This is a genomic window from Bacillus sp. CZDM1 (assembly GCF_055502545.1).
On the sequence record NZ_JBUESO010000024.1, the window covers coordinates 1 to 22,246 of the forward strand.

Consider the following 22,246-nt stretch of genomic DNA (forward strand, 5'->3'; position numbering starts at 1 on the left):
AATAATGGCGAGAAGGTCACACCCGTTCCCATACCGAACACGGAAGTTAAGCTTCTCAGCGCCGATGGTAGTTGGGACTTTGTCCCTGTGAGAGTAGGACGTTGCCAGACTTTTATTGTTCCGCAGTAGCTCAGTGGTAGAGCTATCGGCTGTTAACCGATCGGTCGTAGGTTCGAGTCCTACCTGCGGAGCCATTTTTATTTATACGAAAATTAGCTATGCTTCCATAGCTCAGTAGGTAGAGCACTTCCATGGTAAGGAAGAGGTCAGCGGTTCGAGCCCGCTTGGAAGCTTTCCTATTTTTATTATATGGCCCCTTGGTCAAGTGGTTAAGACACCTCCCTTTCACGGAGGTAACACGGGTTCGAATCCCGTAGGGGTCACCAAAGTTTTTTCGTGACAGCGAAAATATAACGTTCCATTATTCGGAGGATTAGCTCAGCTGGGAGAGCATCTGCCTTACAAGCAGAGGGTCGGCGGTTCGATCCCGTCATCCTCCACCAAAGTTTTTTGCGATAGCAAAATAACTTTCAATACTTCACAAAGTGAAAGTAAAATACCATATATGCCGGGGTAGCTCAATTGGTAGAGCAACTGACTTGTAATCAGTAGGTTGGGGGTTCAAGTCCTCTCGCCGGCACCATGCTTCTTACTTCCTGAATTAACATCAGCGGAAGCATGCTTAAAATCTCCGAAGGGATTTTAAGCAGTTTTAATAAGTGGAGGGGTAGCGAAGTGGCTAAACGCGGCGGACTGTAAATCCGCTCCCTCCGGGTTCGGCGGTTCGAATCCGTCCCCCTCCACCACTTATATTTTTTAAAATGTTGGACAAACTAGTTAATGTCCTTAACATTGGGCTATAGCCAAGCGGTAAGGCATCGCACTTTGACTGCGACATGCGTTGGTTCAAATCCAGCTAGCCCAGCCAAGAGCCATTAGCTCAGTTGGTAGAGCATCTGACTTTTAATCAGAGGGTCGAAGGTTCGAATCCTTCATGGCTCATCATTTAACAAACTGACCCCAAGAGAAAATTTCTCTTCGGGTCTTTATCTATAAGTTTCTATATGGGGCCTTAGCTCAGCTGGGAGAGCGCCTGCTTTGCACGCAGGAGGTCAGCGGTTCGATCCCGCTAGGCTCCACCAAGTTAGTTTCACGATAGTGAAATTTACCAAGGTCTTTTGCGAAGCAAAATAACCATCACACTACATATTATACTTCGCCTTAAATCAATTTGATTTAAGGCTTTTTTATGTTTAAGATACAATGTCCTTATTTAAGGTAACGATTCTTTAGGTGCCAAACCAACATTTCCACTATAACCTGTATATATATACATAATTTTGTCGAGTTGAGTCATTAGCATGAAAACGGTTAAAATAATAGTAATGAAGGGGTAGGAGGTACAGTATGAAAAGAAAATTATCTATTATTGGAATGCCGATGGATTTAGGTCAAATGAGACGTGGGGTTGATATGGGTCCTAGTGCTATCAGATATGCGGGAATCTACGAGAGACTTAAACCACTTTTTGAACAAATTCATGACATGGGTGATATTCCAATTGGAAGACCAGAAGTAGTGATCGATAAAGAATCAAATTTGAGGAATTTAGACCTCGTAGCTGAAAAAAGTACTCTACTAGCAGAAAAAGTGGATGAAGTTATTCAATCAGGGTCCTTTCCACTAGTTTTGGGAGGAGACCACAGCATTGCCATTGGAACATTAGCGGGTGTTTCGAAGCATTATAAGAACCTAGGGGTTATTTGGTATGATGCACACGGTGATCTGAATACGGCGGAAACCTCGCCTTCAGGAAATATACATGGTATGCCGTTAGCTGCGAGTTTGGGAATTGGTCATCACTCCTTAACAGATATCGCAGGGTATACACCAAAAGTAAAACCAGAAAACGTAGTTATCATTGGTGCTAGGGCGCTTGATGAAGGTGAAAAGATTTTAATTAAAGAAAAAGGCATTAAAGTATATACAATGCATGAGATTGATCGTCTAGGGATGGCACAAGTGATGGAGGAAACCATTACATATTTAAACGAAAGAACAGATGGTGTTCACTTATCACTGGATTTAGACGGATTAGACCCTAATGATGCTCCGGGTGTAGGAACTCCAGTAATGGGCGGCATTAGTTATCGTGAAAGTCATTTGGCGATGGAAATGCTCGAAGAGGCACAGATTATTACCTCAGCAGAATTTGTAGAAGTCAATCCTATTTTAGATGAGAAAAACAAAACCGCTAGAGCAGCTGTCGCATTAATGGGCTCCTTGTTCGGGGAAAAATTATTATAATCATTAAGCAGCAGCTTTCCAAGAAAGCTGCTGTTATTATTTCAATAAAATAAGTCTTCTTATTATCCAAAATTAGTTAATTTTTGTTAATATAAAAAGTATGTAAGAAGATATTATTTATATTGAAACTTTTTTGCTTATGATTCGTAATATTGTATAGCCGTATTGGAGCTGAGATAAATTAATGGAAGCCCTCATCAAAAAGAGAATTAAACAAGTTATAAAAGGCGATCAGGACGCATTTGCAGAAATTGTTGAAATCTATAGTAACAGCATTTTCCAGCTGGGGTATCGAATGCTGGGAAACCGTCATGAGGCAGAGGACATTGCACAGGAAGCCTTTATCCGTGCATATGTTAATATTAAATCATTTAATCAGGATTTAAAATTTTCTACTTGGTTATTTAGGATTGCAACCAACTTATGTATCGATAGAATTAGAAAGAAGAAGCCAGATTACTACCTTGATGCAGAAGTTTCTGGAACAGATGGTCTTACCATGTATTCACAGCTTTCTTCGAACTCCCCTTTACCTGAGAATGAATTGGAAAGTCTTGAACTCCAAGAAACGGTTCAAACTGAAATATTAAAGCTGCCTGAAAAATACAGGTCAGTTATTGTTCTAAAATATATGGAAGAGTTGTCATTAAATGAAATAAGTGAAATCCTTGATATGCCATTAGGCACAGTCAAAACCCGTATCCATCGTGGACGCGAGGCATTGCGACAACAATTACGTTATGTCTGATAAGAGGTGAAACACGTTGAAGTGTAATGATGAAATCGTTGACTTAATGCATGAATACTTAGATGAAGAAATTGATCCTACAAATGAGATGATTTTAAGAGAACACCTCAAAGGCTGCAAGGAATGTGAAACACTATTCAATGAATTTAAGAAGACGATCGCTGTTGTAAAAGGAACGTCAAGAATGCAGGCACCACCTGATTTTACAGCGAAAGTGATGGCCAGCCTGCCAAAGGAAAAGAAAAAGGTAGGTATGCAAAGATGGCTGAGAAATCATCCACTCATTGCTGCTGCTTCCTTATTTTTGGTTTTAATGATGGGAAGCATATTATCAACATGGAATCAAGAACGGGAATTTTCTGTTTCAAAACAGGAAAATTTAGTGGTACAAAACAATACAGTGATTGTCCCTGAAGGAGAAGTCGTTAAGGGTGATGTTATCGTTCGAAACGGAAAGTTAAAAATCGAGGGTGAAGTACAAGGTGATGTAACGGTTATAAACGGGGAAAAGTATTTAGCTTCTGCCGGACATGTAACGGGTCAAATTGAAGAGGTTAATGAGGTATTTGATTGGATTTGGTATCACATGAAAAAGACAGCCATTGATGTTATTGATATCTTTAATGAAAATGAAGAATAATAAAAAGAAGTCACTCACAGTGGGTGATTTCTTTTTTTATGATAAGTATTTACATGACAAATAATAGGTACAGGTTGCATTTATGGTATAATAAGTTGGTTATAAGTTAGACAAATTTACGGAGGAAAAACAATGCCGTTTTTTGAAGATTTTACAATATGGAAGTACCTAGCTAGTATTGTTGATATTCTCCTTGTTTCGTATGTCATTTATAAGTTATTAAACCTTATAAAAGGAACGAAGGCTGTACAATTATTAAAAGGAATTGTAGTGATTCTCCTGATAAGAGTTGTCAGTGAGTTTTTTGGTCTAAATACACTAAGCTGGTTAACGCAGCAAGCTATTGATTGGGGATTCTTAGCCGTAATCATCATCTTTCAGCCAGAGCTTCGAAGAGCCCTTGAGCAATTAGGAAGAGGGCGGTTTTTTTCAAGAAGCAGTGGGCCTGATGATGAGGAACAAGAGAAAATGGTGGACGCAATTATTAAAGCAGCAGATTATATGGCGAAACGCCGCATTGGCGCCTTGATTTCCATTGAGAGGGAAACAGGGATGAGTGATTACATTGAAACAGGTATCCCGCTAGATGCGAAAATATCATCTGAATTGCTCATAAATATTTTTATTCCAAATACACCACTTCATGATGGTGCTGTCATTATTCAAAAAAACAATATAGCGGCTGCTGCGTGTTATCTTCCTTTATCTGAAAGTCCTTTTATCTCAAAGGAGCTCGGTACAAGACATCGTGCCGCTCTAGGAATAAGTGAAGTGACAGACAGTTTAACCGTTGTCGTTTCAGAAGAAACCGGAAATATCTCTCTCACGAGAAACGGAGAGCTTCACCGGAACTTAACATTAGAGGGATTTAAGGAATTAATCTCTCATGATTTAATCGTTACCAGCACGAAGGTAAAACCAGCTTCTTCAGCTCGTTGGAACTGGAGGGGAAAGAGTAATGGATAAACTAATGGATAATCCCTGGTTTATTAAAATAATGGCAATATTACTGGCAGTTCTACTTTATTCTGCCGTTCCTAATTCTGCAAGCAAGACAAACGAAATTAATGTACCAGGGGAAAATACCACTGAAACCTTAGTTGATATTCCTGTAAAAGCTTATTTTGATACAGAAAACCTTGTAGTTACAGGAATCCCGGATATGGTTGATGTAACAATTGAAGGACCAATGCCCCATGTTCAGTCAGCGAAGGCTTTAAAAAACTTCGAGGTATTTGTGGATATTACCAATGCTAAAATTGGAGACCAAAAGGTAACTTTAGAAGTCAGCGGTTTATCCGAAAAATTAAAAGCAACCATCAAGCCCAGTTCTATAACCGTAGCGGTTCAAGAAAAGGTTACGAGTGAATTTACGGTGGAGGCAGAATTTGATAATGATTTGATAAAAGAGGGTTATTCTGCGGGACAACCTTCCGTTAAGCCAAATAAGGTAAAAATCACAGGTGCAAAAGATGTAGTCGATCGAATTACATATGTTAAAGCAGCACTTGAAGGCAGAGATTTACTCGAAAGTACTGTGACAAAAGAGGCACAGGTACAAGTACTTGATAAAGAACTAAATAAACTGGATGTAGTCGTTGAGCCGGAAATCGTAGAAGTTACGATTCCAATAAAGAGCAATACAAAAACCGTCCCAATAAACATCCTAGAAAAAGGTACTCCGCAAGAAGGACTCACAATTGAATCAATGGAATTAGATGTTAAGGAAGCCGTTATTTCAGGAGATGAGGATGTTTTAAAGGATACGGAAAATGTCCGTGTTGAAGTGGATGTAAGTAAAATAAGTGAAAATACAACTCTGACTTTACCGGTTATTATTTCAAACGGAATAACAAAAGTAACACCTGAAACGGTAAAGGTAACCGTGGTGGTGAACCGTGAAGCAGAGAAAACGGTCTCTGATGTCCCAATTAAGATTAGAAATTTACCGGAACAATATGAGGCGGTCATCAATGATCCAGCAAATCGAGTAGTAAATTTATTCGTCTTTGGACCAGGAACAGCAGTAACTGAGCTAGGACCAAGCAACTTCGATATATTTATTGACCTAAATGGACTTACAGAGGGCGTGCATAATGTGAACATTCAAGTGAATGGGCCGCCTAATGTAAAGTGGGAACCTGATAAATCATCTGCAAAAATTACAATAACGAGAGACAACGCATAAACAAAACTGCAGTAAACATGACAAGGAGCGATTTTTAAAATGGGAAAATACTTTGGTACCGATGGCGTCCGCGGCGTTGCAAATAGTGAATTAACACCTGAATTAGCATTTAAATTAGGACGTTTCGGGGGTTTTGTCTTAACAAAGGATAAGGACAGACCAAAAGTGCTAATAGGTCGTGATACCCGTGTTTCCGGACATATGCTAGAAGGGGCATTAGTAGCTGGTTTACTTTCTATTGGTGCGGAGGTAATGCGCTTAGGAGTCATCTCAACTCCTGGGGTATCCTATTTAACAAAGGCACTGGGAGCTGAAGCCGGTGTAATGATTTCCGCTTCACACAATCCGGTTGCGGACAATGGAATTAAGTTCTTTGGTCCTGATGGATTCAAGCTTTCGGATGACCAGGAACTTGAGATTGAAGAATTAATCGATATGTCAGAAGATCAATTACCTAGACCTGTTGGTGCGGACCTAGGTCAGGTCATGGATTATTTTGAAGGTGGTCAAAAGTATCTTCAATACTTAAAAAATACAGTTGATGAGGATTTCTCTGGCATCCATATTGCCTTGGATTGTGCGCATGGAGCTACTTCTTCACTTGCCACCCACCTATTCGCGGATTTAGATGCGGATATTTCTGTTATGGGTGCTTCGCCTAATGGCATCAATATTAATGCTGGTGTGGGTTCCACACATCCAGAAGCCTTAGCAGCACTGGTTAAGGAAAAGGGTGCAGATGTAGGGCTATCATTTGATGGTGATGGGGACCGTTTAATTGCTATAGATGAAAAAGGTAATATTGTCGATGGCGACCAAATAATGTTTATTTGTGGAAAGTATATGAAAGAACAGGGCCGTCTAAAACATAGCACGATTGTTTCGACTGTAATGAGTAATCTTGGATTTTACAAAGGCTTAGAAGGCTATGGAATTCAAAGTGTACCAACAGCAGTTGGAGACCGTTATGTGGTAGAAGAAATGAAGAAAAACGGGTTTAATCTAGGCGGGGAGCAATCTGGTCATATTATTTTCTTAGACTACAATACGACTGGTGATGGCCTATTAACTGGGTTGCAATTAGTAAATATTATGAAATCAACTCAGAAAAAATTATCTGAACTAGCGGCAGATATGAAAAAGTTTCCTCAGAAGCTTGTTAATGTACGTGTAACGGATAAACACCATGTTACAGATAATGAGAAGGTAAAAGCAGTCATTGAGCAGGTAGAAGCAGAAATGAATGGGAACGGCCGTATTCTTGTTCGTCCATCGGGCACAGAACCACTAGTCCGTGTTATGGCTGAGGCACCTACAGAAGAATTATGTGAAGCTTATGTAGACCGAATTGTTTCTGTTGTAAAAGCTGAAATGGAATTAAAAGAATAGATGATTGTATATGCATAAGGGACGATAATGAGCCCTTATGCATATTTTATTATGTAAGGGGGAAATCAACACAGCTTTCCCATATTTTATTTTATTGACGAATGGTGATTCATCGGTTAAGATTAGTTTGCTTTGTTTCTTAAAAGGCAAAACTAACTATGAAGGAGGATAGTTGATAAGAAAGTTTATTTTAATAAAAGCGCCTGAACTAACCAGTGTGGGTTAGTTGACGAGGAGGAGGTTTATCGAATGTTCGGCGGATACCTCCCGGTTGAACGCACAACCGATTATTTCTTCTTTAAAACACCGAGGCAACTCGGTGCACAAAGAGAGGAAAATGCGCATACTAAAGGTAGCAATAAAAAGAAGAAGGTATATACAGATACCTTTAAAAACAGAGATAAGGGGGCAAGGTGTGCCTCCAAAGCGTTCTTGCCCCCTGTATCAGGGAGGAAAAGAAAATGTGTGGAATTGTTGGATATATTGGAATAAATGATACGAAAGAAATTTTATTAAAAGGCTTAGAAAAGCTTGAATATAGAGGCTACGACTCAGCAGGTATTGCTGTAATGAACGAAAATGGAGTTCATGTTTTTAAAGAAAAGGGACGTATTGCTGATTTACGTGAGATTGTAGAATTGGATGTTATGGCTAACATCGGAATTGGACATACACGCTGGGCTACACATGGTGTGCCAAGCAAAACAAATTCCCATCCACACCAAAGTGCATCTGGCCGATTCACGCTGGTTCATAATGGTGTAATTGAAAACTATGATCTTCTAAAACGTGAATATTTAGCAGATGTAACTTTTGTGAGTGAAACAGATACAGAAGTCATTGTTCAATTAGTTGAAAAATTCGTTCACGAAGGCTTGGAGACATTAGAAGCTTTTCGTAAAACACTTTCACTTTTACATGGTTCTTATGCCCTTGCCTTATTAGATGAACAAAACAGTGAGACTATTTTTGTTGCAAAAAACAAAAGTCCATTATTGGTAGGCCTTGGCTCTGATTTCAATGTGGTTGCGAGCGATGCGATGGCAATGCTTCAAGTAACAAACGAATACGTAGAGCTTATGGATAAAGAAATCGTTATCGTAATGAAGGACGAAGTAACCATCCAGAATCTTGATGGAGAAACAATTACCCGTACTTCTTACACTGCTGAATTAGATGCAAGCGACATTGAAAAAGGCACATACCCTCATTATATGTTAAAAGAGATTGATGAGCAGCCTGCAGTTATGCGTAAAATCATTCAAGCATACCAAAATGATCAGGATGAATTAACAATCGATTCTGAAATCATCTCTGCTGTGAATGAAGCTGATCGTATTTACATTGTCGCAGCAGGAACATCCTATCATGCAGGACTTGTTGGTAAGCAGTTTATTGAAAACATTGCTAAAGTACCGGTAGAGGTGCATATTGCTAGTGAATTTGTCTATAACATGCCATTACTAACGAAGAAGCCGTTGTTTATCTTCATTACACAAAGCGGTGAAACAGCAGACAGCCGTGCCGTTCTCGTAAAAGTTAAAGAAATGGGTTATCCAACGTTAACGATTACGAATGTTCCTGGTTCAACTTTATCTCGTGAAGCAGATTTCACATTATTGCTGCATGCGGGTCCTGAAATTGCAGTTGCTTCTTCAAAAGCATACACTGCACAGCTTGCTGTATTGGCAATTTTAGCGAATGTAACGGCGAAAAGCCAAAATATCAGTGTCGATTTAGATCTTATACACGAGCTTGGTATTATTGCGAACGCAATGGAAGTTCTTTGTGACTCAAAAGAACTGTTCGAGCATATTTCTAGAGAGTTTCTTTCTATTACTCGTAATGCATTCTTTATTGGACGTGGAGTAGACTATTATGTCTGCTTAGAAGGTGCCTTGAAGCTTAAAGAAATCTCTTATATTCAAGCAGAGGGCTTTGCTGGCGGAGAGTTAAAGCATGGTACCATTGCTTTGATTGAAGATGGAACACCAGTAATTGCGCTTGCAACACAAGAAAGTGTAAACTTAAGTATTCGCGGTAACGTTAAAGAAGTAGCGGCTCGCGGAGCAAATACCTGCATCATTTCGATGAAGGGACTAAATATGGACGAAGACAGCTTTGTCATTCCTGAAGTCCATGAATTATTAACACCACTTATCTCTGTAATACCTATGCAATTAATTGCCTATTACGCAGCCCTGCACCGTGATTGCGACGTTGACAAACCACGTAACCTCGCTAAATCCGTGACAGTTGAGTAATGGTAAAGCCCCGATCTTTCATAGATTGGGGCTTTTTGTTATAGAAAAATGAAGTTCAACTGACCCCTCTCGTGCCTGGTCATGTGATTGCAGGTGGGCATAGACATTGCTTCAAAGGAATATGAATCCAAACATTGAGAAAAACTAATTTTGTCTCAAGATATACGACAAAGTTAGTTTTTAACTTAATTGATACTGTTCACTTTGTAAGATACGATGTTAGAGAACTAATTGTTGAAGGAGAGAGAGTATATGGCTCAATCTAATATAAAAGTAGCTGTCCAGAAGTTCGGTAACTTCCTTAGCTCTATGGTCATGCCAAACATATCTGCTTTTATTGCTTGGGGTTTGATTACGGCTTTATTTATACCTACTGGTTTCATTCCAAATGAAAGCCTTGCCAAAATGGTCGGCCCAATGGTGACCTACTTATTACCAATCCTAATCGGTTATACAGGTGGTAAGCTGGTACACGAACAGCGCGGCGCCGTTGTTGGTGCGATAGCGACGATGGGGGTCATCGCAGGTGCGGACATTCCAATGTTTCTTGGTGCCATGGTGATTGGTCCGCTTGGCGGATGGGTGATCAAGAAATTCGACAAGATGATTGAAGGAAAAGTTCGTGCAGGATTTGAAATGCTTGTAAACAACTTCTCTGCAGGGATTCTTGGTGCAATCATCGCAATTCTTGCTTTCTTAGGGGTTGGTCCTGCTGTTACCGTCTTTACAAACTGGCTTGTAGCAGGTGTTGATTGGCTAATTGGAGCTGGCTTGCTGCCATTGACCAGCATTCTAATCGAGCCGGCCAAAGTGTTGTTCCTTAATAATGCCATTAACCACGGTGTTCTTTCACCAATCGGAATCGAACAGGTAAAAGATACAGGTAAGTCTATTTTGTTCCTTCTTGAAGCGAACCCTGGACCTGGTATCGGTGTCCTGCTTGCGTATATGTTTTTTGGTAAAGGAACTGCGAAGAAGTCTGCACCTGGTGCAGGGATCATTCACTTCTTTGGAGGTATTCACGAAATTTATTTCCCTTACATTCTAATGCGTCCAATGCTTTTCCTTGCCGTTATTCTTGGGGGGATGAGCGGTGTGTTTACACTGGTTCTTTTAGGCGGGGGACTATTCGCTCCGTCCTCACCGGGAAGTATCATTGCGATTACTGCGGTAACCCCTCATCATGCAGGTGCTTACATTGCTAACTATGCCGCTGTCCTGGTTGCTGGAGCAGTCTCCTTCCTTGCCTCTTCATTCATTTTAAAAACAGGGAAGCAGGATGAAGAAGATATTGAAGCGGCAACTCGAAAAATGCAGGAAATGAAAGGTAAGAAAAGCTCTGTAGCAGGTGCAATCACTGCTGAACAAGGGGCCATGCCTGACAACGTAACGAAAATTATCTTTGCCTGTGATGCTGGAATGGGGTCAAGTGCAATGGGTGCATCCCTTCTTCGTAAAAAGGTTAAAGAAGCTGGCATGGATATTTCTGTAACCAATACAGCGATTAGCAGCCTGCCGAGCGACGCACAAATTGTCATCACTCAGGAGGAACTAACTCCGAGAGCGCGCAATAAGGTGCCAAATGCGTATCACATTTCTGTCGATAACTTCCTTTCCAGCCCAGAGTATGAAAAGTTGATCAGCGAGCTGAAATTCCCGGCAAACTCACAACTTCACGAAATTGTAGATGATGCAGAAGAGAATGGAACTGTGAACCAGGATCAGGAAACAGAACATAAAGATGATCTGCTCCGTCCGGAAAATGTCTTTTTAAACCAGGAGTTTGCCAATAAGGAAGAAGCAATCCGCTTCGCCGGAAGAGCCCTGGTCAATGCAGGCTATGTAAACGAAGACTATATTGAAGCGATGATTGAACGGGATAACATGACTTCCACTTATATGGGGAATGATGTGGCCATCCCTCATGGCACAGAAGAAGCTAAGAAGGATGTCATTAAATCAGGATTTGCCGTCCTACAGGTACCAAATGGTGTTGATTTTGACGGTCAGAAAGTTCGTTTGATATTCGGTATTGCCGGAAAAGACGGTACGCACCTTGAAATCCTGTCCGGAATCGCTGTAACATGCTCGGATATGGAAAATATCGAAAAAATGGCGGGGGCTAAAACCGCTCAAGAAATTATCGATATCATCGGCAAAAAGTAATTTAATGATTCGTAATGAATAGAAAAGCGCAGTGACTGTGCTTTTCTATTCATTATTTTCTAGTCATTTCACTTGGGAATGAGAGGATTCCATGTATATTACCTCGAGGGAAAAAGCCATTATCGAACTGATTATTAAAACCTCAGGAAAACATACCGCTTTGTCGATTGCGTCTTCCTTAAATGTGAGTGCTAGGACGGTTCAGCGTGATTTAAAGTCAGTCGAAAGGATCATCCAGCAGTTTGATCTTGAGCTGACGCGCAACAGCAATCAAGGGCTTGTCATTGAGGGGAAGAATGAGCAAATATTCAGGCTGATTCAGTATTTGACATCCACCGAGCTAATTGACCAGCCAGCACAGGAAAGAAAGTTGCGTCTATTGCTGGCCATCCTTGAGGAAGATCTCTATAAAACTCAGGTGTTGGCAAACTATCTTGGCATCAGTGCCGCGACGTTGGCTGCTTACCTGAATGAGCTTGCACAATGGCTTAGCCATTTTCAGCTGAAGCTTTCCAGAAAAAGAGGAGTAGGAGTCGAGCTGAGTGGCAGTGAGACAAACAAACGAAAAGCACTGGCAAACTTTTTTCTTCAATTTTTTCATGAGGATATAATCGAAAAGCTATTCCTATTGGAAAAAGGGACCCTTACTGAAGAAAGAATTCTACACTATTTTATACCGGATTATCTTCGGGAAGTCATTTCACTGGTTAATGCTGCTTATTATAGTGCGCCTGCCCGTCCTGCAGACAGCGGCTACCTGGAAATTGTTCTACATACTACTATTACTCTGCAGAGGGCAGAATCCCACTATTATCTGGAAAAGGACACAATCCAAAAAGAGAGGGAATTCGCTGCCGAATATGATGTGATGCTCAATATCGGCAGGCAGCTGGAACGTAAATTCGATACAGTCTTATCAAAAAATGACATCCTATATTTGGCGCTGATCCTTAAAGGGACAAAGATGCGGGGGGAACAGGATGTTCCTTTTGACAGTATCGTATTTGCCCAAAAGATTAAAAATGTAATCCAATCCGTTTCACACCAGATACATGTGGATTTAACAAATGATTTTTCCTTATTTCAGGGATTGCTTGCTCATATGGAGCCTTCTCTGTTCCGAATCAGGAAAAAAATAGAATCCTTTAACCATTTGAAAGAGGAAATTAAACGTAAGTACCCCTTCCTGTTTATGGCGGTTAAAAATAGTGTGGGTGAGGAATTTAAAGATATCGACCATTTCCCTGATGACGAAATAGCTTTTATGGTCCTTCATTTCGGATCTGCGTTAGTGCTTTTGGAAGAGAATTTGTCCATAAGAGCACTTGTCATCTGCCCGACAGGTATTGGAACCTCGAAGATGCTGGCGAGCAGAATTAAGAAAAAAATAACAGAGATTGCTTACATTGATATCAAGTCAATTAAGGATATAACCGCATATGTGGACCTGAAAGCCTATGACCTGATTCTTTCCACTGTAAGGCTGCCATTTATGAATGCCGAGTATATCCTGGTGAATCCGCTTTTGAGTGAAGAAAATATTACCGCCATTAAAACCTTTTTACAGAATAATCTTGAAAGACTTACAAAAGGCAAGGGATATCAGAACATTGCACAGGGGAATTCCTCCCCATCGGTCACTGAACAAAATGTTGGGTTAACTGATTTGCTGCAGGACCTTAAACAAGTTCAGCAGAGCATTGAGGGTATCATCCATAATTTCCGGTTCTACCGGATGGATCAACAGTCAAGCCAGGAGCAGATTTTAGAAAAAATACTTTCGAGGGCAGAGGCAGAATATCTGCTGACAAATCCGGCAGCTGTACTGAATTCCCTAAGAGAGCGGGAAAAGAAGGGTGGATTGGGGATTCCCGAAACAAATATTGCCCTTTTCCATGCTAGAGATGAACATGTCCGTGGACTGATTTTTCAGATTGCGCATTTGCCGGACCCATGCTTAGTAAAGGGGATGGACGGAAACGAAGTCATGATGAAGAATCTGCTGCTCATGCTGGCGCCGGCGGAATTAACCCTTAGAGAGCAGGAGATATTAAGCCTGATTAGCACCAATATTATTGAATCAGACGAGGCTATACTGGTTTTTTCCTCCGCAAATGAGGAATTGATATACAAGAGGCTTGAATCAATTTTTGTAGAGTACCTTCAAGCTAATTTTAAAAATAATCGATAAAGGAATGATTTGATGAAAAAAGCAGTGCATTTTGGAGCAGGGAACATTGGCAGAGGATTTATTGGAGCACTATTTTCCCAGTCTGGATACCACGTGGTCTTTGTAGACATTGCTGATCAAATTATTAATCAATTAAATGAGGAAAAACAATATAATGTCAAGCTTGCAACGGATGAACAGGAAACGATAACCATTCAGAATGTTTCCGGATTGAATAATCTGAATCAAGAAAATGAAGTGATCGAGGCAATCAAGGAGGCAGCTTTCATCACTACGGCCATTGGGCCAAATATCCTCCCAAGGATAGCGCCATTAATTGCCAAAGGCCTGACGGAGAGAGTAGAGACGAATAACGAAAGGCTTTATGTCATTGCCTGTGAAAATCAGATTTCGGCAACCGACCTGCTCAAAGGCTATATCTTAGAACAACTCGATGAAGATGCTAAAGAAAAGGTTTTGGCTACTGTTTCATTTTTAAATTCTGCTGTTGACCGAATTGTACCGATTCAAAACAATCAAGGTTCTTTAGATGTCCTAGTTGAACCTTACCATGAGTGGGTAGTGGAAACAAAGGAAGAAATTCCCCAAATTGAAGGAATGAAAATTGTCCCGGAACTGGCTCCATTTATTGAAAGAAAACTGTTTACTGTCAACACTGGGCATGCCGTGATTGCATATTTCGGTTATCTTGCTAACAAGGAAACCATTGACCAGACACTTGCCGATAAAGATATCTATAATCAGGTGAAGGCAACGTTGGGTGAGACAGGCGCCTACTTAATCAATCAATATAATCTGGACCCAAAGGAGCACCAAAAATATATTGATAAAATCATCAGTCGATTCCAAAATGCCCATCTAAATGATGGTGTTACAAGGGTCGGTCGTTCACCGATCAGAAAGCTTGGACCAGAAGACCGTCTGGTGCGCCCGGCATTACAAGCCCAAAAAGCTGGTCTCTCATACACCAACCTTGCAAAGGCCATTGCGGCAGCCTTGCTTTTTGATTACAAGGAAGATGAAGATGCAGTAAAACTGCAGACAATGATTCAAGAATATGGAGTGCCATACGTCCTTCGAGAAGTGTGTACCCTAGAGGAATCAAGCGGACTTGCCAAAGAAATATTAAGCTATTATGAAGTATTAAGGCGGTAATTTTTTTGGGAGAAAATTAGAATAGATTAATTTTTCTAACCCCGGACTGTCGAGAGTTGCTCGACAGTCTCTTTCGGTTTACTTTTAATATGATCAATAGTACAGGGTCTAAGGAATTCGGGACCCCACTCTGATTTCGTCTGAAAAACAATTTAGAAAATTCTTGACACTTATAATCGATGGGTGATATTATTTTCCTCTGTGACAAAAGGAGGGAAAACAGTTGATAAAATTAGAGGGCATAACGAAATCCTTCAAAGTGGCAAAGCGGTCCACTGGATTACTGCAAGCGGCCAAATCCCTTTTTTACCGGGAGCATACGATTGTGGAAGCTCTAAAAGATATTTCATTTACAATCGAACCTGGTGAAATTGTTGGGTACATTGGTCCAAATGGTGCGGGGAAATCGACCACGATTAAGATTATGAGCGGAATTTTGGTCCCTGATGGGGGGAAATGCGATATCATGGGTTTCACACCATGGAAGAACCGGGTCGAGTATGTAAAAAATATTGGTGTCGTTTTCGGCCAGCGTTCGCAGCTTTGGTGGGATGTTCCGGTTATCGATTCCTTTGAGCTTTTAAAAGATATTTACAAGGTTCCACAAGAAGAGTATAAATCTACCTTTGACCTGCTCATAGAAACATTAGAATTAAAAGACATCATAAACTCTCCAGTAAGACAATTAAGTTTAGGACAGCGAATGCGCTGTGAAATAGCTGCTTCTCTAATACATAATCCTCAGATACTATTTCTAGATGAACCGACGATTGGACTTGATGCCGTTTCGAAAATAGCAGTCCGCCAGTTTATCAAAACCATCAATCAAGAAAAGGGCGTCACCGTTGTCCTGACTACCCATGATATGAATGATATTGAAGCTCTAGCCAATCGAGTGATTTTAATTGGTAAAGGCAGTTTACTTTATGATGGAAAAATAGAAGAATTGAGAAAACGCTTTGGTACACATAAAACCATTACCGCAGACTATCGTAAAAACACCAATAGCTTTGATATACCAGGGACTACCATCATCCACTGGTCTCCCGAGCACGCTGTACTCAGTATAGATACAGAACAGATTCTTACCTCCGACGTCATTACCCAATTATCTAAAAAAGTGGACCTATTAGATGTGACAATTGAATCACAGCCAATAGAAGATATTATCGTACAGCTGTATAAGGAGTTCCAAATATGAAGGTATACGTATCGGTACTTAAAATTAGACTTTTAATTGGTATGCAGTATCGTTCTGCTGCACTGGCTGGGGTGGCAACGCAATTCTTCTGGGGATTTATTTCGATCATGGTATTTGAAGCATTCTATGAATTTGCTGCTGTAACACCGCCAATCTCATTAAGAGAGTTAATCACCTATATATGGCTGCAACAGGCCTTCCTTGCTTTCATCATGCTTTGGTTTCGTGATAATGAATTATTTGATCTGATCACAAGCGGGAATATTGCCTATGAACTTTGCCGCCCTACGGATTTATATGGTTTCTGGTATGCTAAACTTCTGGCACAGAGACTATCTAGCGCATTACTACGCTGCTATCCTATCTTAATCGTGGCTTTCCTTTTACCAAAGCCCTACAACATGACACTGCCTCCAAATGTTATAACCTTTATTTTATTTTTCATTACCCTTTTATTAGGCTTACTGCTATTAGTAGCCATTTCAATGTTCTTATATATATCCGTCTTTGTAACCTTATCTCCAATGGGGTCACTATTGATATTTGGGGTGCTAGGGGAATTCTTTGCAGGGTTGATTATACCAATACCTTTAATGCCTCTATGGCTCCAAAAAATTGCCTACGTCCTACCTTTTCGCTGGACCGCAGATTTTCCATTTCGTGTATATTCAGGACATATCACGCAAAGTGACGCCGTAATCGGAGTTTTTATTCAATTAGGATACCTTTTAGGTCTCCTTTGGATAGGAAAATGGGCGCTTAACAGTGTCCTAAAAAGAGTTGTCGTACAGGGGGGATAATAGTAAATGAATCTTTATTTAAAGTATTTGCTTATCTTATTTAAATCACAAATGCAATACCGAACATCGTTTTGGCTATTATCAATTGGACAGTTCTTTATTCCTTTTTCGATATTTGCGGGACTCTACTTTTTGTTTGAGCGATTTGGTCAGATCAAAGGCTGGGATTTTTTCGAAGTTGCCCTCTGTTTTGCGGTTATTCACATGGCGTTTTCGTTAAGTGAGTGTTTTGCACGGGGATTTGACACTTTTTCCAGCTTAATTGTGAAGGGGGATTTTGACCGGGTTCTGGTACGCCCCCGAAGTACATTTCTTCAAGTACTAGGGTCGAAATTTGAATTTACGCGAATAGGCAGGCTTCTGCAAAGTGCCATGGTTCTTATATGGGCATTGAATAGTCTGCCCATCGAATGGAGCTTCGTGAAAGCTGTTACCCTGTTTTTTATGATTACCAGTGGTGTCCTAATATTTACGGGAATTTATATGCTTGCCGCGACGATGTGTTTTTGGACAGTTCAGGGTTTGGAAATAGCAAATATCTTTACGGATGGCGGCAGAGAGATGGCGCAGTATCCGTTAAATATTTATCAAAAGTGGGTGGCACGTTTCTTCACCTATGTCATCCCCTTTGGGACCGTTAATTATCTGCCGCTGCTGTTTATCCTGGGAAAAACGACTGGAAATGAGCTGCTTTATATGCTTACGCCTATTGCGGGCAGCCTATTTATCCTTCCTTGTTTTCTTGTATGGCAATTTGGAGTAAGGCATTATCGGTCCACCGGGTCATAAGGTAAGCAGTGGGATTCCCACTGCTTACCTTTTTTTAACTATATTTTCTTGTGCCATTTTCACAAGCTCCCGGACCATGCTGCCGCCTAACCTGCCGCCGACCTTCCCAGCCTGCTGAGAAGTGAGCTGACCATTGTAGCCTTTCTTTAATGGAACACCTACCTCCTCGGCTGCCTCAAATTTGGCGTTCTCTGGATTCTGTGCCTGTACGACCCTTGCCTTTAATGCATCTAATCCATTTCTAGCTTCAGGGACGAGGATTTTATTTCTTCTGGCCATATTATCCCTCCTTTAGGGTTAGGATGACCAATTTGAAAAAATAATCAGCAACGACTGGAAAAATCCTTTTTTATCCAGTATAATAACTACAAATCAAGTCGGAAAAAATCAATGAAAAAGAGAGTAATCCTTTGGGAAGTCAAAGCGAGTCAGGGATGGTGGGAGCCTGATACGAAGCAGAGGATGAAGCGCACTTTTGAGATGTCTGCCTGAAAAAAGTAGGGCAAACCGGAGAAATCCTCCGTTAACAAATCAAGCTGGTTCTTTTGGAACAAGTAGAGTGGTACCGCGAGTTAACTCTCGTCTCTTCATAATAGAGACGGGAGTTTTTTGTTTTTTTTACGAAAAGCTGAAGTGCCTTGGGCAGGGGCGACAGGCATAAGACGAGCCGGCGAGAAGGTTGCTCTTTGACCTTCTTGACGGATTGGCTTATGACCCCGAGCCCCTAGGCGCTGAAGCTGGACAAAGAGAGAAATAGGAGGTCTACAAAAATGAAATATAAACAGGAGCTTGCAGAGGTTTTAAATGAATTGCTTGGACAGGAAATGCAGATAAAAGAACTCGAAATGCTAATTGAAAAACCAAAAAATCCACAGCACGGTGATTTAGCCTTTCCATGTTTTTCATTAGCAAAGGTAAAAAGAAAGTCACCGAATATTATTGCGGAGGAATTAAGTGAAAGAATCCAATCCCCAATTTTCGAGAAGGTCGAAGTGGTGGGTGCCTATCTGAATATCTTCTTAAATAAAAAATTAGTTTCAGAAGATACGGTTGCAGAAATTATCAAGCTAAAGGAGAAGTATGGTGCGCAAGACATCGGGAAAAACCGCAATGTAACCATTGATTTGTCATCCCCAAATATTGCAAAACCATTCTCAATGGGTCACTTGCGTTCAACGGTTATCGGAAACTCTTTGGCATTCATTGTAGAAAAATGCGGGTATAAGCCTATTCGAATTAACCATATAGGTGACTGGGGTACTCAATTCGGTAAATTAATTACTGCCTATAAGCTGTGGGGGGAAGAAGAGAAGGTTAAACAAAACCCGATTAAGGAATTATTAGCCCTCTATATTAAGTTCCACGATGAGGCAGAAAATGATCATGCACTTGTTGAACAGGGCAGGAGCTGGTTTAAAAGACTTGAAGATGGCGATGAGGAAGCTTTAGCGCTTTGGCAGTGGTTCCGTGAAGAGTCTTTAAAAGAGTTTTCAAGAATATATGAGTTAATGAACGTTCAATTTGATTCTTTTGCAGGTGAAGCCTTTTATAATGATAAAATGGAACGAGTTGTCAAGCTGCTAGAGGAAACAGAAATGCTAGTGGAATCTGACCAGGCCCAAGTCGTTGATCTGTCAGCCGAAGGATTACCACCATGTTTAATTAAGAAATCCGATGGAGCAACGCTATACGCAACGCGTGATTTAGCAGCAGCCCTTTACCGTAAAGAAAACTATGACTTTGATTTGTCAGTATATGTCGTTGGGAATGAGCAGAGTCTTCATTTTAAACAGTTAATGGCTGTATTAGAAAAGATGGGCTATTCTTGGGCAAAGAATATGATCCATATTCCGTTCGGAATGATGCTTAAGGACGGAAAGAAAATGTCGACCAGAAAAGGGAAGGTTGTTTTACTAGAGGAAGTACTAAATGAGTCCATTTCGATGGCCAAACATAATATTGAAGAAAAGAATCCAAACCTCACAAACAAAGACGTTGTAGCAAAGCAGGTGGGTGTCGGGGCAGTCATGTTCCATGACTTAAAAAACCATAGAATGAATGATATAGAATTTTCGTTAGAAGAAATGCTTCGTTTTGAAGGAGAAACCGGTCCTTATGTCCAATATACTTATGCAAGGGCATGTTCTATTTTACGCAAAGCAAACTGGCAGGAGGAGCATGGTGCCGAAACATCGTCTCCAACCTGGGAAAAAGAGTGGAAGGTTGTAAGTTTACTTACGGAGTTTACAAACGCGATTAAAAGGGCGTATGAACAGTTTGATCCATCGCAAATCGCTAAATATATTGTGGATCTCGCGCAGGCCTTCAATAAATATTACGGCGAGGTAAAAATTCTCGAAGTTGGCGCAGAACAACAAGCACGCCTAGCACTAGTATATTCCGTAACGATTGTTTTAAAAGAAGGATTGAGATTATTAGGGATCGAAGCACCAGAAGAAATGTAATAAATATTTGGAGGAATAGTAGAATGAGTGAACTTTTGTTTAATAATATGGAGCTTACAAGAAGTTTCTTTATCAAGAATGTAGCAGCAATTGAGGAAGGTCTCGCCGAAGTACAACCCAATGGGTTTAACAACACCATTCATTGGCATATTGGACACGTATTAACGACGGCTGAGAGTTTGGTTTTTGGTTTTCCTAAAAATACAAGCCATATACCAGCGAACTATATGGAATTATTCGCAAGGGGAACGAAACCAGCAGACTGGGAAGGAGATGTTCCTTCTATTTCAGTTCTGACTAGCCAGTTAAAAGAACAATTAGCAAGAATGAAGGAGATTTCCGTTGAAAGCCTCAGTGTGGAGTTAAAAGAGCCATTTCTTGGTCAAAAAACATATGGTGAACTCGTCAATTTTGCACTGTTCCACGAGAATTTACATTTAGGACATATTCAAGCTATGAAACGTGTTATCGAAACTGCTAAATAGCAGCAGTGAAAATAATATTGAAAATCCACCTTCCTGGTGGATTTTTTTTTACTAAAAGAGTAAGAAAAGTGGGGTGCATGGAATAATAAGTGAAAAACCTGAATTTTATTACTTTCCTTGAATGGATTGACACTGGATATAGGTACTTCTATAATTTTTGGTGTGTTCGATATTTGTCAAAAAATGTCGAAATAAATTGTGTTTTCTATCTTCTTACATAAAATTGATAGAACATCATGAATTGGAGAGGGATTGTTTGAAGTATCTACTATTTTTGGCTGCAATCGTTATCATTTTTTTGTTAGCCTTTATCGTAAGTAACAATAAGAAAAGAATCAAGGTTAAACCGCTTATCACTATGCTAGTATTACAGCTTATTTTTGCCTTTTTGCTGCTTAATACAGAAATTGGGTTTGTTATTATTACAGCAGTCTCTAGTTTGTTCGACCATCTTTTGAGCTATGCTGCAGAGGGAATAAACTTTGTTTTCGGTGGAATGGCGAATGAAGGTGCAGGTCCATTCTTCATAAATGTCCTCATGCCCATTGTCTTTATTTCTGTATTAATAGGAATTGCGCAATATATTAAGGTTCTTCCTTTTATCATTCGCTATCTTGGAATTCTATTAAGCAAGGTAAATGGATTAGGTAAGCTTGAATCTTATAATGCCGTTGCATCAGCCGTTTTCGGCCAATCAGAGGTATTTATATCTGTGAAAAAACAGCTTCCTTATATTCCTGAACACCGCCTTTATACATTATGTACGTCAGCAATGTCAACGGTTTCTGCTTCCATATTAGGGGCGTATATGACGATGATAGATCCGAAGTATGTTATAACCGCATTGGTTTTAAACTTATTTGGCGGATTCATGGTTGCCAATATCATTAATCCTTATGAGGTTTCAGCAGAAGAAGATATTATAGATGTTCAAGAGGGAGAAAAACAAACCTTCTTCGAAGTCCTTGGCGAATATATAATGGATGGATTTAAAGTAGCCATTATTGTTGGAGCCATGCTAATTGGTTTTGTTGCGTTAATTAGTATGATTAACCATGTATTTGATGCCATTTTTGGTGTAAGCTTCCAGACCGTTCTAGGATATGTGTTTTCACCGCTTGCCTTTATTGTGGGAATACCTGCGGCTGATATGGTTAAAGCCGGAACGATTATGGCTACTAAATTATTGTCAAATGAATTTGTTGCGATGATGGATTTAGCAAAGATGGCAGATTCTCTATCCAGCCGAACAGTTGGGATTATTTCCGTATTCCTGGTATCGTTTGCAAACTTCTCATCCATTGGGATTATTACAGGGGCAGTAAAAGGATTGAATGAAGCAAAAGGAAATCAAGTAGCTAAGTTTGGACTTAAATTACTTTACGGAGCAACGCTTGTAAGCTTACTTACAGCTGCCATAACTAGCATTATGTTATAAATAAAGAACAACCACTGAAA

General features: G+C 40.3%; 16 protein-coding genes, 9 tRNA genes, 1 rRNA gene, 1 pseudogene and 1 other annotated feature. Of the genes and pseudogenes, 26 read left to right on the top strand and 1 reads right to left on the bottom strand.

The annotated features are described in order from the left end of the window. The 23 genes and pseudogenes from rrf to ACY3XC_RS27565 all read left to right on the top strand — a co-directional run. Positions 1 to 110, top strand: a 5S ribosomal RNA gene (gene rrf, locus ACY3XC_RS27455); the annotation flags it as partial. A 9-nt stretch (positions 111 to 119) separates the two neighbouring features. Next, positions 120 to 194: transfer RNA gene (locus tag ACY3XC_RS27460), tRNA-Asn, on the top strand. A 26-nt stretch (positions 195 to 220) separates the two neighbouring features. After that, positions 221 to 293, top strand: a tRNA-Thr gene (locus tag ACY3XC_RS27465). Between the two features lie 18 nt (positions 294 to 311). Continuing rightward, positions 312 to 386: transfer RNA gene (locus ACY3XC_RS27470), tRNA-Glu, on the top strand. A 41-nt stretch (positions 387 to 427) separates the two neighbouring features. Beyond that, a tRNA-Val gene (locus tag ACY3XC_RS27475) sits at positions 428 to 503 on the top strand. Between the two features lie 64 nt (positions 504 to 567). Next, positions 568 to 643, top strand: a tRNA-Thr gene (locus tag ACY3XC_RS27480). A gap of 78 nt (positions 644 to 721) precedes the next feature. Further along, positions 722 to 806: transfer RNA gene (locus ACY3XC_RS27485), tRNA-Tyr, on the top strand. Between the two features lie 47 nt (positions 807 to 853). After that, positions 854 to 928: transfer RNA gene (locus ACY3XC_RS27490), tRNA-Gln, on the top strand. Between the two features lies 1 nt (position 929). After that, a tRNA-Lys gene (locus tag ACY3XC_RS27495) sits at positions 930 to 1,002 on the top strand. 64 nt (positions 1,003 to 1,066) lie between these two features. After that, positions 1,067 to 1,142 (top strand) — tRNA-Ala (locus tag ACY3XC_RS27500). 265 nt (positions 1,143 to 1,407) lie between these two features. Beyond that, entirely contained in the window at positions 1,408 to 2,307 is a 900-nt protein-coding gene (rocF, locus tag ACY3XC_RS27505; RefSeq protein WP_464871381.1) for an arginase, read from the top strand. 184 nt (positions 2,308 to 2,491) lie between these two features. Further along, the gene (gene sigW, locus ACY3XC_RS27510) at positions 2,492 to 3,055 is read left to right on the top strand and encodes an RNA polymerase sigma factor SigW (protein WP_179161448.1); all 564 of its coding nucleotides are present in this window, start codon (positions 2,492 to 2,494) and stop codon (positions 3,053 to 3,055) included. Between the two features lie 16 nt (positions 3,056 to 3,071). Next, positions 3,072 to 3,695 (top strand): zf-HC2 domain-containing protein, encoded by a 624-nt coding sequence (locus ACY3XC_RS27515; protein WP_464871382.1) that lies wholly within the window; start codon positions 3,072 to 3,074, stop codon positions 3,693 to 3,695. A gap of 132 nt (positions 3,696 to 3,827) precedes the next feature. Then, positions 3,828 to 4,661 (top strand): diadenylate cyclase CdaA, encoded by an 834-nt coding sequence (gene cdaA / locus ACY3XC_RS27520; protein ID WP_179161450.1) that lies wholly within the window; start codon positions 3,828 to 3,830, stop codon positions 4,659 to 4,661. Then, entirely contained in the window at positions 4,654 to 5,883 is a 1,230-nt protein-coding gene (locus ACY3XC_RS27525) for a CdaR family protein (RefSeq protein WP_464871383.1), read from the top strand. The genes cdaA and ACY3XC_RS27525 overlap by 8 nt, the downstream gene beginning before the upstream one ends. A 39-nt stretch (positions 5,884 to 5,922) precedes the next feature. Then, positions 5,923 to 7,272: a phosphoglucosamine mutase gene (glmM, locus tag ACY3XC_RS27530; protein ID WP_464871384.1), complete on the top strand. Its 1,350-nt coding sequence runs from the start codon at positions 5,923 to 5,925 to the stop codon at positions 7,270 to 7,272. Positions 7,273 to 7,733: 461 nt separating this feature from the next. Further along, positions 7,734 to 9,536 (top strand): glutamine--fructose-6-phosphate transaminase (isomerizing), encoded by a 1,803-nt coding sequence (glmS, locus tag ACY3XC_RS27535; RefSeq protein ID WP_464871385.1) that lies wholly within the window; start codon positions 7,734 to 7,736, stop codon positions 9,534 to 9,536. A gap of 252 nt (positions 9,537 to 9,788) precedes the next feature. Further along, on the top strand, positions 9,789 to 11,702 hold the full coding sequence (locus ACY3XC_RS27540; protein ID WP_464871386.1) for a PTS mannitol transporter subunit IICBA: 1,914 nt from the start codon (positions 9,789 to 9,791) through the stop codon (positions 11,700 to 11,702). A gap of 91 nt (positions 11,703 to 11,793) precedes the next feature. Then, positions 11,794 to 13,893 carry a BglG family transcription antiterminator gene (locus ACY3XC_RS27545; protein WP_464871387.1) on the top strand — a complete coding sequence of 700 codons (2,100 nt, stop codon included), beginning with the start codon at positions 11,794 to 11,796 and terminating at the stop codon, positions 13,891 to 13,893. 12 nt (positions 13,894 to 13,905) lie between these two features. Beyond that, a complete protein-coding gene (locus tag ACY3XC_RS27550) occupies positions 13,906 to 15,048 on the top strand; it encodes a mannitol-1-phosphate 5-dehydrogenase (RefSeq protein WP_464871388.1) in 1,143 nt (380 codons plus the stop codon). Between the two features lie 346 nt (positions 15,049 to 15,394). Beyond that, a pseudogene (locus ACY3XC_RS27555) lies at positions 15,395 to 16,249 on the top strand (ABC transporter ATP-binding protein); the annotation flags it as partial. Further along, positions 16,246 to 17,049, top strand: coding sequence for an ABC transporter permease (locus ACY3XC_RS27560; RefSeq protein ID WP_464871389.1), 804 nt, complete (start codon positions 16,246 to 16,248; stop codon positions 17,047 to 17,049). The pseudogene ACY3XC_RS27555 and the gene ACY3XC_RS27560, both read left to right, overlap by 4 nt. A 6-nt stretch (positions 17,050 to 17,055) precedes the next feature. Next, on the top strand, positions 17,056 to 17,838 hold the full coding sequence (locus tag ACY3XC_RS27565) for an ABC transporter permease (RefSeq protein ID WP_464871390.1): 783 nt from the start codon (positions 17,056 to 17,058) through the stop codon (positions 17,836 to 17,838). A gap of 24 nt (positions 17,839 to 17,862) precedes the next feature. Here the strand turns inward: ACY3XC_RS27565 and ACY3XC_RS27570 are convergent, their stop codons facing one another. Beyond that, entirely contained in the window at positions 17,863 to 18,117 is a 255-nt protein-coding gene (locus ACY3XC_RS27570) for a small, acid-soluble spore protein, alpha/beta type (protein WP_464871391.1), read from the bottom strand. A gap of 102 nt (positions 18,118 to 18,219) precedes the next feature. Beyond that, positions 18,220 to 18,428: a binding site (T-box leader), on the top strand. A gap of 180 nt (positions 18,429 to 18,608) precedes the next feature. On the opposite strand from ACY3XC_RS27570, the gene argS reads away from it, so the two are divergent. From argS to ACY3XC_RS27585, 3 genes are all read left to right on the top strand, one after another. Further along, entirely contained in the window at positions 18,609 to 20,303 is a 1,695-nt protein-coding gene (gene argS, locus ACY3XC_RS27575; RefSeq protein ID WP_464871392.1) for an arginine--tRNA ligase, read from the top strand. 23 nt (positions 20,304 to 20,326) lie between these two features. Further along, on the top strand, positions 20,327 to 20,788 hold the full coding sequence (locus ACY3XC_RS27580; RefSeq protein WP_179161471.1) for a DinB family protein: 462 nt from the start codon (positions 20,327 to 20,329) through the stop codon (positions 20,786 to 20,788). 256 nt (positions 20,789 to 21,044) lie between these two features. Then, a complete protein-coding gene (locus tag ACY3XC_RS27585; protein ID WP_464871393.1) occupies positions 21,045 to 22,226 on the top strand; it encodes a NupC/NupG family nucleoside CNT transporter in 1,182 nt (393 codons plus the stop codon). Positions 22,227 to 22,246 lie beyond the last annotated feature (20 nt).